Source organism: Kitasatospora sp. NPDC058115 (genome assembly GCF_042884635.1).
Classification (GTDB): Bacteria; Actinomycetota; Actinomycetes; order Streptomycetales; family Streptomycetaceae; genus Kitasatospora.
The window spans coordinates 53,764-68,344 of record NZ_JBHVTL010000018.1; the positions used below are offsets into that span (position 1 = coordinate 53,764).

General features: G+C 74.4%; 14 protein-coding genes. 12 read left to right on the top strand and 2 right to left on the bottom strand.

What is annotated here, in order from left to right:
- Genes ACFVVL_RS20195 through ACFVVL_RS20225 form a run of 7 tightly spaced genes read left to right on the top strand, consistent with a single transcriptional unit; the run spans window position 1 to window position 7,755 of the window.
- The gene (locus ACFVVL_RS20195) at window positions 1–1,026 is read left to right on the top strand and encodes an NAD-dependent epimerase/dehydratase family protein (protein WP_387677035.1); all 1,026 of its coding nucleotides are present in this window, start codon (window positions 1–3) and stop codon (window positions 1,024–1,026) included.
- Window positions 1,014–2,297, top strand: coding sequence for a DUF4910 domain-containing protein (locus ACFVVL_RS20200; protein WP_380288993.1), 1,284 nt, complete (start codon window positions 1,014–1,016; stop codon window positions 2,295–2,297). Before ACFVVL_RS20195 ends, ACFVVL_RS20200 begins: the two co-directional genes overlap by 13 nt.
- Before the next feature lie 5 nt (window positions 2,298–2,302).
- A complete protein-coding gene (locus ACFVVL_RS20205) occupies window positions 2,303–3,652 on the top strand; it encodes a hypothetical protein (RefSeq protein WP_387677038.1) in 1,350 nt (449 codons plus the stop codon).
- Window positions 3,649–4,596: a glycosyltransferase family 2 protein gene (locus tag ACFVVL_RS20210; protein WP_387677041.1), complete on the top strand. Its 948-nt coding sequence runs from the start codon at window positions 3,649–3,651 to the stop codon at window positions 4,594–4,596. Before ACFVVL_RS20205 ends, ACFVVL_RS20210 begins: the two co-directional genes overlap by 4 nt.
- The gene (locus ACFVVL_RS20215; RefSeq protein ID WP_387677044.1) at window positions 4,593–5,849 is read left to right on the top strand and encodes a polysaccharide pyruvyl transferase family protein; all 1,257 of its coding nucleotides are present in this window, start codon (window positions 4,593–4,595) and stop codon (window positions 5,847–5,849) included. The genes ACFVVL_RS20210 and ACFVVL_RS20215 overlap by 4 nt, the downstream gene beginning before the upstream one ends.
- The gene (locus tag ACFVVL_RS20220) at window positions 5,846–6,397 is read left to right on the top strand and encodes a dTDP-4-dehydrorhamnose 3,5-epimerase family protein (RefSeq protein ID WP_387677047.1); all 552 of its coding nucleotides are present in this window, start codon (window positions 5,846–5,848) and stop codon (window positions 6,395–6,397) included. Before ACFVVL_RS20215 ends, ACFVVL_RS20220 begins: the two co-directional genes overlap by 4 nt.
- An 8-nt stretch (window positions 6,398–6,405) precedes the next feature.
- Window positions 6,406–7,755, top strand: a complete 1,350-nt coding sequence (locus tag ACFVVL_RS20225) for a glutamate-1-semialdehyde 2,1-aminomutase (RefSeq protein WP_380288982.1) — start codon at window positions 6,406–6,408, stop codon at window positions 7,753–7,755.
- Between the two features lie 85 nt (window positions 7,756–7,840).
- Here the strand turns inward: ACFVVL_RS20225 and ACFVVL_RS20230 are convergent, their stop codons facing one another.
- Window positions 7,841–8,476: a phosphatase PAP2 family protein gene (locus ACFVVL_RS20230; RefSeq protein WP_380288980.1), complete on the bottom strand. Its 636-nt coding sequence runs from the start codon at window positions 8,474–8,476 to the stop codon at window positions 7,841–7,843.
- 319 nt (window positions 8,477–8,795) lie between these two features.
- Here ACFVVL_RS20230 and ACFVVL_RS20235 point away from each other — a divergent pair, with 319 nt between their 5' ends.
- Window positions 8,796–8,948, top strand: a complete 153-nt coding sequence (locus ACFVVL_RS20235; protein WP_380288978.1) for a hypothetical protein — start codon at window positions 8,796–8,798, stop codon at window positions 8,946–8,948.
- Window positions 8,949–9,019: 71 nt separating this feature from the next.
- On the opposite strand, the gene ACFVVL_RS20240 is transcribed toward ACFVVL_RS20235, so the two are convergent.
- On the bottom strand, window positions 9,020–9,682 hold the full coding sequence (locus ACFVVL_RS20240; protein WP_387677050.1) for a TetR/AcrR family transcriptional regulator: 663 nt from the start codon (window positions 9,680–9,682) through the stop codon (window positions 9,020–9,022).
- 96 nt (window positions 9,683–9,778) lie between these two features.
- On the opposite strand from ACFVVL_RS20240, the gene ACFVVL_RS20245 reads away from it, so the two are divergent.
- The 4 genes from ACFVVL_RS20245 to ACFVVL_RS20260 all read left to right on the top strand — a co-directional run bounded on the left by ACFVVL_RS20245 (window position 9,779) and on the right by ACFVVL_RS20260 (window position 14,565).
- Complete coding sequence (locus ACFVVL_RS20245) at window positions 9,779–10,744, top strand: alpha/beta hydrolase (protein WP_387677053.1); 966 nt, start codon at window positions 9,779–9,781, stop codon at window positions 10,742–10,744.
- Between the two features lie 330 nt (window positions 10,745–11,074).
- Window positions 11,075–12,814 (top strand): ABC transporter substrate-binding protein, encoded by a 1,740-nt coding sequence (locus ACFVVL_RS20250; protein WP_380288972.1) that lies wholly within the window; start codon window positions 11,075–11,077, stop codon window positions 12,812–12,814.
- Window positions 12,811–13,737, top strand: a complete 927-nt coding sequence (locus ACFVVL_RS20255; RefSeq protein WP_380288970.1) for an ABC transporter permease — start codon at window positions 12,811–12,813, stop codon at window positions 13,735–13,737. Before ACFVVL_RS20250 ends, ACFVVL_RS20255 begins: the two co-directional genes overlap by 4 nt.
- A gap of 9 nt (window positions 13,738–13,746) precedes the next feature.
- Window positions 13,747–14,565 (top strand): ABC transporter permease, encoded by an 819-nt coding sequence (locus ACFVVL_RS20260; RefSeq protein ID WP_380288968.1) that lies wholly within the window; start codon window positions 13,747–13,749, stop codon window positions 14,563–14,565.
- The last annotated feature ends 16 nt before the right edge of the window (window positions 14,566–14,581 follow it).

The following is a 14,581-nucleotide window of genomic DNA, read 5'->3' on the forward strand; positions in this document are numbered from 1 at the left end:
TTGCGCGTACTGCTGACCGGACACCAGGGCTATCTGGGCACCGTGATGGCCCCGGTCCTGGCGGCCGCCGGGCACGAGGTCGTCGGGCTGGACGCCGGCCTGTTCGCGGACTGTCTGCTCGGCCCGGCGCCGGCCGACCCGCCGGGGCACCGGGTGGACCTGCGCGACGTCACGGCCGAGCACGTGGCCGGGGTGGACGCGGTGATCCACCTGGCCGCGCTGTCCAACGACCCGCTCGGCTCGCTGGCGCCGGACCTCACCTACGACATCAACCACCACGCCTCCGTGCGGCTGGCCCGGCTGGCCCGCGAGGCCGGGGTGCGGCGCTTCCTGTACGCCTCGACCTGTTCCGTCTACGGCGCCGCCGGCGGCGACGACCTGGTGGCCGAGGACGCCCCGCTGCGCCCGGTGACGCCGTACGCGGAGTCCAAGGTGCGGGTGGAGGACGACCTGCACGAGCTGGCCGACGGCGACTTCAGCCCGGTGTACATGCGCAACGCCACCGCCTTCGGCCACTCGCCCCGGCTGCGGGCCGACATCGTGCTGAACAACCTCGTGGGCCACGCGCTGCTGTCCGGTGAGGTGCTGGTGCTCTCCGACGGCACGCCCTGGCGCCCGCTGGTGCACGCCGCCGACATCGCCCGGGCGTTCACGGCCGCGCTGACCGCGCCCCGGGAGGCGGTGCACGACCGGGCGTTCAACATCGGCAGCGAGGCCAACAACGTCACCGTCGCCGAGATCGCCGAGCAGGTCGCCGAGGCGGTGTCCGGCGCGAAGGTGCGGATCACCGGGGAGAACGGCAGCGACCCGCGGTCCTACCGGGTGGACTTCTCCCGGTTCCGGGCCGCGCTGCCCGGCTTCGACTGCGAGTGGACGGTGAAGCGGGGGGCGATCGAACTCGCCGACGCCTACCGCGAGTTCGGCCTCACCCGGGAGGGCTTCGAGCAGCGCTTCACCCGGCTGGCGGTCCTGCGCGCGGCGTCGGAGGCCGGCACCGTCGACGACACCCTGCGGTGGCGCCGGTGACCGCGGCCGGCCCGGCGATGCACGCGCTGGTGGAGCGGCTGTACCCGATCTGCCGGAGCATCACCGGCGACGGCGTGCGCGCCACCCTGGACATCGTCGGCGAGTACCTCCCGCTGCGGGTGCACGAGGTGCCGACCGGGACCCAGGTGCTCGACTGGACGGTGCCGCAGGAGTGGAACATCCGGGACGCGTACATCGCCGACGGCGCGGGCAACCGGGTCGTCGACTTCGCGGCCTCCAGCCTGCACGTGCTCGGCTACAGCGTGCCGGTGTCGGCGGTCATGCCGCTGGCCGAGCTGCGCGAACACCTGCACACGCTGCCCGACCAGCCGTCCTGGGTGCCGTACCGCACCAGCTACTACCAGCCGCAGTGGGGGTTCTGCCTGGCCCAGGAGACCCTGGACGCGATGCCGGACGGCGAGTACGAGGTCCGCATCGACTCCACGCTCGCCGACGGCCACCTGACCTACGCCGAGCACGTCGTCCCCGGGCAGGTCGCCGACGAGGTGATCGTCTCCTGCCACGTCTGCCACCCCTCGCTGGCCAACGACAACCTGGCCGGCATCGCGGTGGCGGTCTTCCTGGCCCGGGAGTTGGCGGAGCGCACGCCGTACTACACCTACCGGTTCGTCTTCGCGCCCGGCACCATCGGGGCGATCACCTGGCTGGCCCGCAACGCGGAGCGGATCGAACGGGTCCGGCACGGGCTGGTGCTGGCCTGCGCCGGAGACCGGGGCGAGCTGACGTACAAGCAGAGCCGGCGGGGCGACGCGGAGATCGACCGGGTGCTGCAGTACGTCCTGCGCACCTCCGAACGCCCGCACCGCGTCAACGCGTTCACGCCGTACGGCTACGACGAGCGGCAGTACTGCTCGCCCGGGTTCGACCTCGGCGTGGGCTCGCTCTGCCGGACCCCGTACGCCGGGTACCCCGAGTACCACACCTCGGCGGACAACCCGGACTTCGTCTCCCCGGAGGCGATGGCGGACACGCTCGCCGTCTGCCGGGAGGCGTTCGCCGTGCTCGACCGCAACCGGCGGTACGTCAACCTCAGCCCGTACGGCGAACCGCAGTTGGGCCGGCGCGGGCTGTACGACTCGCTCGGCGGGCGCAGCGATGCCAAGCAGGCCCAGCTGGCCATGCTCTGGGTGCTCAGCCTCTCCGACGGCGAGCACAGTCTGCTGGACGTCGCCGAGCGGTCCGGGCTGCCGTTCGACGCGGTCGCCGTCGCGGCCGGCGCCCTGCACGGCGCCGGACTGATCAAGGCCTGACGCCGATGACCACCGAGGAGGAGAGCAGCACGACACCGGCGGACCCGCCTGCGGGGACCGGGCCGACCGGACGGGGCGGACGGGGCGGCGGGCGGGGCGTCGCCGGGCGGCTGTCCTGGGGCCTGGCCGACCAGGCGGTCTCCAGCATGACCAACTTCGCGGTGGGCGTCTTCGTGGCCCGCTCGCTGGGGGTGACCGCGTTCGGCGTGTTCAGCCTGGCCTGGCTGACCTACGGCCTGGTGCTGAACGTCGCCCGCGGGCTGGCCACCGATCCGCTGATGGTGCGGTTCAGCGGCGTGCCGGAGGCGCTCTGGCGCTCGGCGGCGGCCCGGTCCTCGGGGACCGCGCTGGTCATCGGCTCCTCCCTCGGCGCCGGGTGCCTGCTGGTCGGGCTCGGCCTCGGCGGCCGGATCGGGCCCGCGTTCGTCTCGCTCGGCCTCGCCCTGCCGGCGCTGCTGCTGCAGGACTCCCGGCGGTTCGCGTTCTTCGCCGCCGGCGCCGGGCGCAAGGCCTTCACCAATGACCTGGTGCAGGGCGTCGCGCTCGTCCCGGCGATGGTCGTGGCGGCCCGGGTGGGCACCGTCGCCGCCTTCCTGCTGGCCTGGGGCGCCGCCGCCGCGGTGGCCGCCGGGTACGGCTTCCTGCAGTCCGGCATCCGGCCCCGGGTGACCGGGGCCCGCGGGTGGCTGCGCGAGCAGCGCGACCTCGGCAGCCGGTACCTGGTCGAGAACGTCAGCCTCAGCGCCGCCGGCCAGCTGCGGGCGTACGGGCTCGGCGCGATCGCCGGGGTCGGCGCGGTGGGGACGGTGCGGGGCGCCGAGCTGCTGCTCGGACCCTTCCTGGCCCTGCTGATGGGCCTGTCCCTGGTCACCGTGGCGGAGGCCGCCCGGGTGCTGCGGCAGGCCTCCCACCGGCTCGGCGGGTTCTGCCTGCGGCTGGGCGGCGGGCAGGCCGCCGCCGCGCTGCTGTGGGGCGGCGCGCTGCTGCTGATGCCGGACCGGCTCGGCGAGCTGGTGCTCGGCGACGTCTGGCACTCCTCCTCCCAGCTGATCGTGCCGGCCACCCTCGGCGTCGCCGGCGCGGGCCTGGGCACCGGCGCGGCGGCCGGGCTGCGGGCGCTCGCCGCGGCCCGGCGCAGCCTGCGCTGCCAGCTGTTCGCCTCCGCCTGCTACCTCGGCGGCGGCCTCGGCGGCGCCGCCCTGGCCGGCACGGCCGGCTCCGCCTGGGGCGTCGCCACCGCCACCGCCTGCGGCTCGGCCGTGTGGTGGCAGCAGTTGCGGGCCGCCCTGCGCGAACACCACCGCGCCCTTGTTTCCGAACCAGAGAACGACATCCCCGAAGTGAGGACGCCATGACCGCGGTTCCCCGGTTGAGCATCGGGCTGCCCGTCTACAACGGCGAGGAGTACCTCGCCGAGTCGCTCGACGCCCTGCTCGGCCAGACCTACGAGGACTTCGAGCTGGTCATCTCCGACAACGCCTCGACCGACGCGACCGAGGACATCTGCCGCCGCTACGCCGCGCAGGACTCCCGCATCCGCTACCTGCGGCTGCCGCGGAACATCGGCGCCTCGCCGAACCACAACCGCGTGTTCGAGGAGTGCCGCGGCGAACTGTTCAAGTGGGCCTCGCACGACGACCTCTACGCCCGCGACCTGCTGCGGCGCTGCGTGGAGGCGCTGGACGAGCGGCCGGAGGTGATCCTCGCGCACGCCGACCAGGCGGTCATCGACGGCGACGGCCGGGTGAAGGTCCCCTACGAGTACGGGCTCGCCACCGCCTCGCCGCACGCGCCGGAGCGCTTCCGCAGCATGCTGTTCGAGCCCGGCGGCGACGACTTCTACGGGGTGATCCGGGCCGATGTGCTGCGCCGGGTGAAGCCGCTCGACAGCTACCACCACGCGGACCGCACCTTCGTCGCCGAGATCGGCCTGCGCGGGCCCTTCCACCAGGTGCCGGAGCTGCTGTACTTCCGCCGCGACCACCCCACCCGCGCCGAGCGGGCCAACCCCTCCAAGCGCTCCCGGTGCGTCAACCTGGACCCGCGCCGGGCGGGACCGCTGCACCCGACGCCCCGGCTGCTCGCCGAGTACGTCTGGGGGTTCGTCGCGACGATCCGGCGGGTGCCGCTGTCCCCCGCCGACCGGCGCGCCTGCTACCGCCACCTGGCCGCCTGGGCGACCAGCCGGGTCCGGCCGGGCGCCGGCGAGCGCGTCGAGGACCGGGCGCCGGTCGACCCGGACCGGCTCGCCGTCTCGGTGGACGCGCTGGTCGCCGGGCGCGAGGGGAGGCGGGCATGACCGCGGCGCACGGAACACCGGTGCGGGTCGGGGTGTTCGGCCTGCTCGGCTCCGGCAACCTCGGCAACGACGGCTCGCTGGAGGCGGTGCTGCGCTACCTGCGCGCCGAGCACCCCGAGGCCGTCGTGGACGCGCTGTGCGGCGGGCCCGAGGCGGTCACCGCCCGGTTCCGGATCCCCGCGACCCGGCTGCACTGGTACCGCGGGGAGTACCGGACGGCCTCCCGGGCGGGCTCGGTCGCCGCGAAGGGGCTGGGCAAGATCGTCGACGCCGTGCGCACCGCCGCCTGGGTGCGCCGGCACGACGTGGTGATCGTGCCGGGCATGGGCGTCCTGGAGGCCACCCTGCCGCTGCGGCCGTGGGGCTTCCCGTACGCGCTGTTCCTGCTCTGCGCCTCCGGGCGGCTGTTCGGCACCCGGGTGGCGCTGGTCAGCGTCGGCGCCGCCACGATCGGCAGCCGGCCCACCCGGATCCTGGTGCGCTGGTCGGCGCGGCTGGCCGCCTACCGCTCGTACCGGGACGCCCCGTCCCGCGACGCGATGCGGGCGATGGGGGTGGACACCCGGCGCGACGAGGTCTACCCGGACCTCGCCTTCTCCCTGCCGGCGCCGCCGGCGGGCGCGCCGCAGGGTCCGCCGGGACCGGTCTGCGTCGGCGTCATGGCCTTCCACGGCGGGAACGACGACCGCGCCCGGGCGGAGGAGATCCACCGGCGCTACCTCGACGGCACGACCCGCTTCGTCCGCGCGCTGGTCGAGGAGGGCAGACCCGTCCGGCTGCTCTGGGGTGACGACGTCGACGAACCGGTGGTCACCTCGATCCTCGCCGCCGTGGACTCGCCGCTACTCACCGCGGCCTCGCCGGCCTCGCTGGCCGACCTGATGGAGGAGACGGCCGCCGCCGACACCGTGGTGGCGACCCGATACCACAATCTGATCTGCGCGCTGAAGGCCGGTACGCCGACGCTCGCGCTCAGCTACGCGGCCAAGAGCGAGGCGCTGATGGCCCGGATGGGGCTGGGGGCGTACTGCCACCCGGCCCGGGAGGTCGACGCCGACCGGCTGATCGAGCAGTTCCGCGCGCTGGAGAAGCAGTCGGCGGAGCTGCGGCAGACCCTCGCCGAACGCAACCTGGCCGCCGGCCGGGAGCTCGAACGGCAGTTCGGCGCCCTGACCGCGGCCCTCTTCCCGACGGCCGGCCGCGGCCTCGACCACGACCTGACCCACAACCACTCTCCAGGGGAGGCTCCATGAGGGCGACCAAAGTTCCGGCGATCGCCGGTGCGTACCTGTTCGAACCGACCCCGTACGCCGATGAACGCGGCTTCTTCTGCCGCACCTTCGACGCCGAGGTGATCCGCTCGGTGGGCCTCGACCCGGGCGCCTTCGTCCAGCACAGCCTGTCCCGTTCGGTGCGGGGCGTGCTGCGCGGCCTGCACCTGCGCTCCGGCGCCGGTGAGGCCAAGCTGGTGCGCTGCTCCTCCGGGGAGGTCTTCGACGTCGTGGTGGACCTGCGGCCGGACTCGCCGACCTTCCTCGGCCGGGCCTTCTTCGAGCTGTCCGGCGAGACGCAGACGAGCGTGTACATCCCGGCCGGGTGCGCCCACGGCTTCCAGGCGCTGAGCGCGACCGCCGACGTCTCGTACCGGATCGACCGACCGCACGATCCGGCCGAGGACGTGACGATCGCCTTCGACGACCCCGAACTCGCCATCCCCTGGCCGTTGCCGGCCACGTCGGTGTCCAAGCGGGACCGGGAGGCGCCGAGCCTCGCCGAGGTCCTGCGGCACGGGAAGGGATGAGGGCCGCCATGACCACCCGAGACACCCACGCCCGGCACTCCGGGGAGTCCGACCGGCTCGGATCGCGGCGGGCGAACGAGCGGCTGCATGCCCTGATCCCCGGCGGCGCCCACACCTACGCCAAGGGCGACGACCAGTACCCCGAGGACCTCGCCCCGGTCATCAGCCACGGCCGCGGCGCCCACGTGTGGGACGTCGACGGCAACCGCTACGTCGAGTACGGCTCCGGCCTGCGCTCGGTCAGCCTCGGCCACGCCCACCCGCGGGTGATCGAGGCGGTGCGGCGGGAGATCGAGCGGGGCAGCAACTTCGTCCGGCCGTCCGTCGTGGAGGTCGAGGCCGCGGAACGCTTCCTCGCCACGGTGCCGACCGCCGAGATGGTGAAGTTCGCGAAGAACGGCTCCGACGTCACCACCGCCGCGGTCCGGCTCGCCCGCGCCGTCACCGGGCGCCAGCGGGTGGCCGTCTGCGGCGACCAGCCGTTCTTCTCCGTCGACGACTGGTTCATCGGCACCACGCCGATGTCCACCGGCATCCCCGCCGCGACCACCGAGCTCACCGTGACCTTCCCGTACGGGGACCTGGCCGCCACGGAGGAACTGCTCACCCGCCACCGGGACGAGATCGCCTGTCTGATCCTCGAACCCGCCGGCCACACCGAGCCGCCGCCCGGGTACCTGGCCGGGCTGCGGGAGCTGGCGGACCGGCACGGCTGCCTGCTGGTCTTCGACGAGATGATCACCGGTCTGCGCTGGTCCGAGGCGGGCGCCCAGGGCCTGTACGGCGTCGTCCCCGACCTGTCCACCTTCGGCAAGGCGCTGGGCAACGGGTTCGCCGTCTCCGCGCTGGCCGGGCGCCGGGACCTGATGGAGCGCGGCGGGCTGCGTCACCCCGGCGACCGGGTGTTCCTGCTGTCCACCACCCACGGCGCGGAGACGCACTCGCTGGCCGCCGCGATGGCCGTGCAGGCCACCTACACCGAGGAGGGCATCACCGCCCGGCTGCACGCCCTCGGCGAGCGGCTGGCCGCAGGCGTCCGCGCGGTCGCCGCGGCCGCGGGTGTCGGCGACCACGTCGTGGTCCGGGGACGGGCGAGCAACCTGGTCTTCGCCACCCTCGACGAGCATCGGCAGCCGTCGCAGCCCTACCGCACCCTGTTCCTGCGCCGGCTCGTGCTGGGCGGGGTGCTGGCCCCGTCGTTCGTGGTGAGCAGCGCGCTCGACGACGCCGACATCGACCACACCGTCGAGGTGGTGGCCGAGGCCTGCGCCGTGTACCGCAAGGCGCTGGACGCCGGTGACCCCACCCCCTGGCTGGCCGGCCGGCCGGTGAAACCCGTGTTCCGGCGCCGGGTCTGAGCCGTCCGGGGTGAACCGCCCCGCTGTGCCCCACCCGCTCCGAAGCACCCGCCGCGAACCCCCTGCGATGCGGTTCGGCAGGGGTTCAGTGCGCCGCGTACCACCGACCGGCCGTCCGGTCGACCAGCCACCCGGTGGCCGGTGTCACCGCCAGCGCGGTGCACCAGCCACCGAGGGTGTCGGTCGGGTAGTGCGCGCCGAGGGCGACCTCCGCCCAGCCCATGACGGCGCCGGCCGGCAGCGCCGCGGCCACGACCAGCAGCGGGCCCGCCGTCCTGCCGCGGGCCGCGAGCACCGCCGGCACGAGGACGAGCGCGGTGAGGAAGGCGGTGTGCCCGCTCGGGAAGGAGAGGTTCGCACCGTGGATGGTGCGGCCCACCAGGTGTTTGAGCAGCGTCGCCGTCGCCACGCTCAGGCCGACGCCGGCGATCAGGAACACCGCGGCGCGCGGCTGCCGCAGCAGCAGGCAGCCCGCGACCGCGGCCGCGACCAGCACCACGGCCCCCACCGGCTCCCCCAGGGCGTCGACGGCCAGTGCGACGTTCCGCCACGGCGCCCCCACCCCGTCCACGGCCGCGCCGATCCGGGCGTCCACCGCGCCGGGCTCGCCCTCGCCGCCGTACACCACCCCGAGCACGGCGACCGCCGCCGCCCCGAAGGCGGCCATCAGCCCGAGCCAGAGCCGCAGCGACGGGGCCAGCACCCCGGACCGGCCGCTCACTCCCGGCGATCCCATCCGAGCCCCCATCGAGTCCAGGCGCTCCGATCTGACCGATCGTCATGATCCTTGCGCGGCATGCTCATTCGCGGCCCCCCGGAGCCGGACCCATGCTACCGGCGCCGGACGACGCCCGGACACGCCCGGCACACCCAAACCTCACCAATCAACAGGCCTTTAAACAACAGGACAACAACCCGTCACGGCTGCGAAACGTCGGCTCCTGCTCAGAAATTGGTGTAGAATCATAGGCGCAAGGGGGCCTTGAGGCCGATGCCGAAGCCATCGGCGGGCACCCGCAGGCAAGGGGGAACGACGCACCATGAACCACCACCTCGACACCGCGCGCGCCATCATCAACGAGCGGATGCGGGAGGCCGAGCAGCACCGCCTCGCCCACGCGCTGCACCTGAAGAACCGCGCCGAGGCCAAGTCCCGCCGGGCACGCATCCTGCTCGCCCGCCTCGGCGGCTGAAGCAACGGAGCCATCTCGCGGCCGGCACGCACCGAACAGGTGTCCGGCCGCGCTCCCGTTCCCGGGGCGCCTCAGCCCCGCCGGCCGGACCGGCGGCGGGCGGTACCGAAGGCGCGCAGGAAGGTGTGCACACCGGTCCGAACGGCGGTGTCCAGGTCCGACGGCGCGACCGGGCGGGTGCCGAGGGCCGAGAGCCCGGGCAGGTTGCCGGAGACCAGGCCGATGAACTGGGCCGCCGCGACGGCCGGGTCGTCCAGCTCCAGGTGGCCCCGGTTCGCCAGGCTGGACAGCCGCCCGGCCAGCACGTCCACCACCGGCTGCGAGCCGCGCGCCACGACCTGGTCGTAGAGGTCGGGCAGCCGGGAGGCCTCCGCGTAGAGCAGCCGCTGCAGCGCCCAGCCCTCGTCGCTGAGCTGACACTCCACCACGCGGTGCGCCACCCGCTCCAGTTCGCCTTCGAGGTCCTGCCCGTCGTCGGGCAGGGTGGCCAGCGCGGCGACGATGCGGGTGGCGGTGCGCTCGGCACCGTCCCGCATCACCACCCGGAAGAGGTTCTCCTTGTCCCCGAAGTGGTTGTAGAGCGTCGGCTTGGCCACTCCGGCGGCCGCGGCGATGGCGTCGATGCCCGCCTGCGCGTAGCCCTCGCGCGTGAACACCTTGACGGCGGCGTCAAGGATGGCGCTGCGCTTGTCGATCCGGCCACGGCCCGTCATCGGGAGTTCACGTTCGTTCACATTCCTCACAGTAGCGCACTCCTCCTGGTAGAACTGATCTGAACTGACCAGTTCAGTTTGATGCCGGCCGCCGGACAGGAAGAGGACCGCGCGCTCATGGAAGACATCTCCCCCCGGCTCGACCGGGAGCTGCTGGCGGGCTTCGTCGCCCCCGTGCCGGGCATGGCCCCGCTGCGCCCCGACGCGGCCGGGCCCGAGCGCCGGGACCTGGTGGCGCACGACCCGCAGGACCCGGACGCCCCGCCGGTGCCGGTGCGCGTCTACCTGCCCGCCCGGCCGGGCGCCGGCCCCGCCGAACCCCCGCTCCCGACCGTGGTGTTCGTGCACGGCGGCGGCTTCACCGCGGGCGAGCGGCTGGAGTGGTTCGACCCGCTGTGCGAGCTGTACGCCGAGGGCGCGGGGGCGGTCGTGGTCTCGGTCGGATACCGGCTGGCACCGCGCCACCCCTACCCCGCCGCCCAGCAGGACTGCCGCACCGTGCTGCGCTGGCTGCGCCGCGAGGGCGCCGGGCTCGGCGCGGACGGCGGCCGGGTGGCACTGGCCGGCAGCAGTTCGGGCGCCGCCGTGGTGACCGGACTGACCCTGGCGCTGCGCGACACCGGCGAGGCGCTGCCGACGCTCCTGCTGCTGCACGCCCCGGTCCTGGACGACCGCCACCTGACGCCCTCCAGCCGGCTGGTCCAGGACCGGCGCACCTGGAACCGGCGCTCCTCGCTGGCCGGCTGGGCCGCCTATCTGCACCCGCTGCCGCCCGGCCACCCGGACGTGCCGCCGTACGCCGCGCCGGCCCGGGCGCAGCGGCTGGACGGCCTGCCGCCGGTCTACCTCTCGGTCGGGGACCTGGAGGTGGCCCGGGACGAGGTGATCGACTTCGGCCTGCGGCTGTCCCAGGCGGACGTCCCGCTGGAGCTCCACGTCTTCCCCGGCGCGTACCACGGCTTCGACATCAAGGACCCGCGCGCGGGGGTCAGCCGGCACTCGCTGGCGACCCAGGCGGACGCGCTGCGACGGGCGCTGCATCCCGCAGACCGGACAATCATTGAACAAGCCAGTTCAGTCTGATTAACTATCAGGGTCAGTATTGATCGTTCGCGTCATTCCAGGGGCGAGAACCGATCGTTCATCGGTGCTCCGGTTCCGGAGCCGCTCTTCGAGGAGTACGGGGTGTCCGCCACGCGTGGCCTGCCAGGCATGCGCCTGCTGCTTGCCGCCACCCGCCGGGCCATCGACCTCTCCCGTACCGACAGCGCGCTGTGTCCCCGGCCGCGTTGCGCCCCCGCGCGGTCCACCGGCCCCTTCTGACCGGCCGGGCCGCGCGGCGGCCCTCGCGGCGCCCCGACCCGTCCCCCGGCGGCCCCGCCGCCGTCCGCGCGCCTCGGAGAGAAGCCCGTCATGCAGCCGCACCCCGACACCGCCACACCCGCCACCGCACTCCCCCGCACCGCGTCCCTCCGGCCGGCCGCCCTCGCCGGCCGGTCCCGAACCGCCGTCCGCAGCCGGAGGTTCCGCTCCAGACTCGGCCTCGTCGCCGCCCTGGCCGTGCTCCCGGCGACCGCCGCCTGCGCCGGATCCGCGACCACGTCCAGCGGCGCCGCCGACGGCGGGAAGCCGGTGGACGGCGGCACCCTCACCCTCGCCGTCCCCTACGGCCCGACCTGCCTCGACCCCCACCAGGGCCAGGCCGACGCCCTGTTCTCCCGGGCCGCGCTGGACTCCCTGGTCTGGCAGGACGACAGCGGCACCATCCAGCCCTGGCTGGCGAAGTCCTGGACGATCTCCGAGGACCAGAAGACCTACACCTTCGCCCTGCGCGAGGGCGTCACCTTCAGCGACGGCACCGCCTTCGACGCGGCCGCGGTGAAGGCCAACCTGGACCACGTGGTCGCCCCCGCCACCAAGTCCGCCGGCGCCGCCCAGCTGATCGAGAACTACCGGTCGGCCAGGGTGGTCGACCCGAGGACCGTCGAGGTCACCCTCGCCGCGCCCGCCTCCTCCTTCCTCACCGGCCTGGCCTCGCCCAGCCTCGGCATCGAGTCGCCCGCCACGCTGGCCGGCGACCCCAAGGCGCTCTGCTCGAAGATCGTCGGCACCGGCCCCTTCACCAGCGCCGAGGGCTTCACCCCGCAGCAGGGCATCACCTACCAGCGCCGCGCCGACTACGCCTGGGCCCCCGACGGCGCCGTCAACCGGGGCGCCGCCCACCTGGACCGGCTGACCGTGCGGATCGTCCCGGACAACGCCTCCCGCCAGGGCGCGCTGACCAGCGGTCAGGCCGACGCCGCCGCCGCGATCGCCCCGGTCAACGTGGCCAAGCTCAAGGCCGACCCCAAGTTCAGCGTGCACAGCGCCGTCTCCCCCGGCGTCCCCTGGAGCCTCAACCCCAACACCGAGAAGGGCCCGCTCACCGACGTCCGGCTGCGCAAGGCGCTGCGCAACGGCATCGACTGGCACCTGATCGTCCAGAAGCTCTACTTCGGCGTCTCCCCCGCCGCCACCGGGGCGCTCTCGCCCTCCACCCCGCAGTACGCGGCGAGCGTCGCCGGCCAGTACGGCTACGACGCCGCGGCCGCCGGGAAGCTGCTGGCCGACGCCGGCTGGACGGCGCGCGACGCCGAGGGCTACCGCACCAAGGACGGCAAGCGGCTGAGCCTGGACTTCCTGTACATCGGCGAGTACTTCGGCCAGTACACCGCCCTGGCCACCCAGATCCAGGCCGCCGCCAAGGACCTCGGCATCGAGATCCGCAACCAGAACCTGGACACCGGCACCTACGTCAAGCGCGTCCTCGCCGGGGACTACGACCTCCTCAACAGCAGCGCCAACAACTCCTCCCCGGACGCGCTGCGGCTGGTCTTCGGCAGCGCCCACGTGCCCACCGCCAAGATCGACAACAACGCCGCCCGCTACCGCGACGACCAGGTCGACGCCCAGCTCGCCGAGGCGCTCGCGACTACCGACGTGCAGCGGCAGAAGGCCCTGTACACCGCCGTCCAGCAGAAGATCGGCGACGACGCGGCGATCCTGCCCGTCTTCAACAACACCTACGTGCTGGGCACTTCGGCCCGGGTGCGGGGCGTCGTCTTCGAGCAGCAGAGCTTCCCCAACTTCGCCGACACCTGGCTCGCGCCGTGATCGGCGCCGCCGCCCGCCGGCTCGGCAGCGCCGTCCTGGTGCTGTGGGGCGCGGTGACGGTCGCCTTCCTCGCCCTGCACCTCACCTCCGGCGACCCGGTCGACCTGCTCACCGGCCTGCGCGGCACCAGCGACCAGCTGCGCGCCGAGATCACCCGGGAGTACGGCCTGGACCGGCCGCTGCCGCTCCAGTACACGACCTTCCTCGGCCACGTGCTGCGCGGCGACCTCGGCGACTCCTACGTGCTACACCTCCCGGTGCGCACCGCGATCGGCCAGCAGCTCGGCCCGACCCTCCAACTGCTGGCCGCCACCGTGCTGGTGACCGTCGTGCTGGCGCTGGCGGCGGCCCTGCTGACCGCCGGGCGCCCGCGCGCGGTGCGCACCCCGGCCGCGCTGCTGGAGGGCCTGGGCGTCGCGGTGCCCGCCTTCTGGCTCGGCACCCTGCTGCTCGCGCTGTTCTCCTTCAGGCTGCGCTGGTTCCCCGCGCTCGGGGCGCCCGGACTGGACGGGCTCGTCCTGCCCGCCCTGGCGCTGGCCGCCGCGCCCGCCGCGGTGATCACCCGGGTGCTGCGGCGCGGGCTGGAACAGACCCTGGACGAACCGTTCGTCACCACGGCCCGCGCCCGGGGCGTCGGCGAGGCGGCGGTCCGGCTGCGGCACGCGCTGCGGCACGGCCTGCTGCCGGTCACCACCCTGGTCGGCTGGCTGACCGGCTCGCTGATCGGCGGCGCGGTGGTGGTCGAGTCGGTCTTCTCCCGGCAGGGGCTGGGCACGCTCGCGGTCACCGCCGTCCGCAACAAGGACCTGCCGCTGGTCATCGGCATCGTGCTGGTGGCCGGGCTGGTCTGCGCCGTCGTCAACACCGCCGTCGATCTGTCCTACCGGCTGATCGACCCGCGACTGCGCACCCGAGAGAACTGAGGAGGAACCGTGGTCGTCCCCCGCATCAGGCCCGGCGCCGCCGTCGGGCTCGCGCTCTGCGCCGTCCTCCTGCTGGCCGCGCTCGCCCCCGGGCTGTTCACCGGCACCGGCCCGGACGCCGCCGACGCCGCCGACAGCCTGCTGCCCCCCGGGGCCGCGCACTGGATGGGCACCGACGAGAACGGACGCGACGTCTACTCCCGGGTGGTGCACGGCGCCCGGCCCTCGCTGCTGATCGGCCTGTCCGCCTCCGCCCTGGCGCTGGCGGCCGGCACCGTGGTCGGCGTCCTGGCCGCCCAGGGCGGGCGGGCCGTCGACGGGGTCGTCGCCCGGGCGCTGGACGTGCTGATGTCCATCCCCGGCGTGCTGCTGGTGCTGCTGGTGGTCGCGGTGCTGGGCACCGGCACCGGCAACCTGGTGGCCGGCCTCGCCCTGGTCACCCTGCCCGGCTACGCCCGGCTGGTGCGCGCCGAGGTGCTGCGGGTGCGCGGCACCGACTACGTCGAGGCGGCCACCGTGCTCGGCTGGTCCCGGCTCCAGGTGGTCCTGCGGCACATCGTGCCGAACGCCGTCGGCCCGCTGCTGGCGCTCGCCACCGTCGGCGTCGGCGGCATGATCGTCACCGGCTCCGCGCTCAGCTACCTGGGACTCGGCCCGCAGCCGCCCACCGCCGAGTGGGGCGCGATGCTCGCCGGCAGCGGCGACTACGTCGAGGTCGCCTGGTGGACGGCGGTCTTCCCGGGCGCGGCGATCACCCTCACGGTGCTGGCCGTCTCGGCCGCCGGGCAGTGGCTCCAGGACCGGGCCGAAGGCCGGGTGGCGCGATGAACGGGCGCGGCGCACG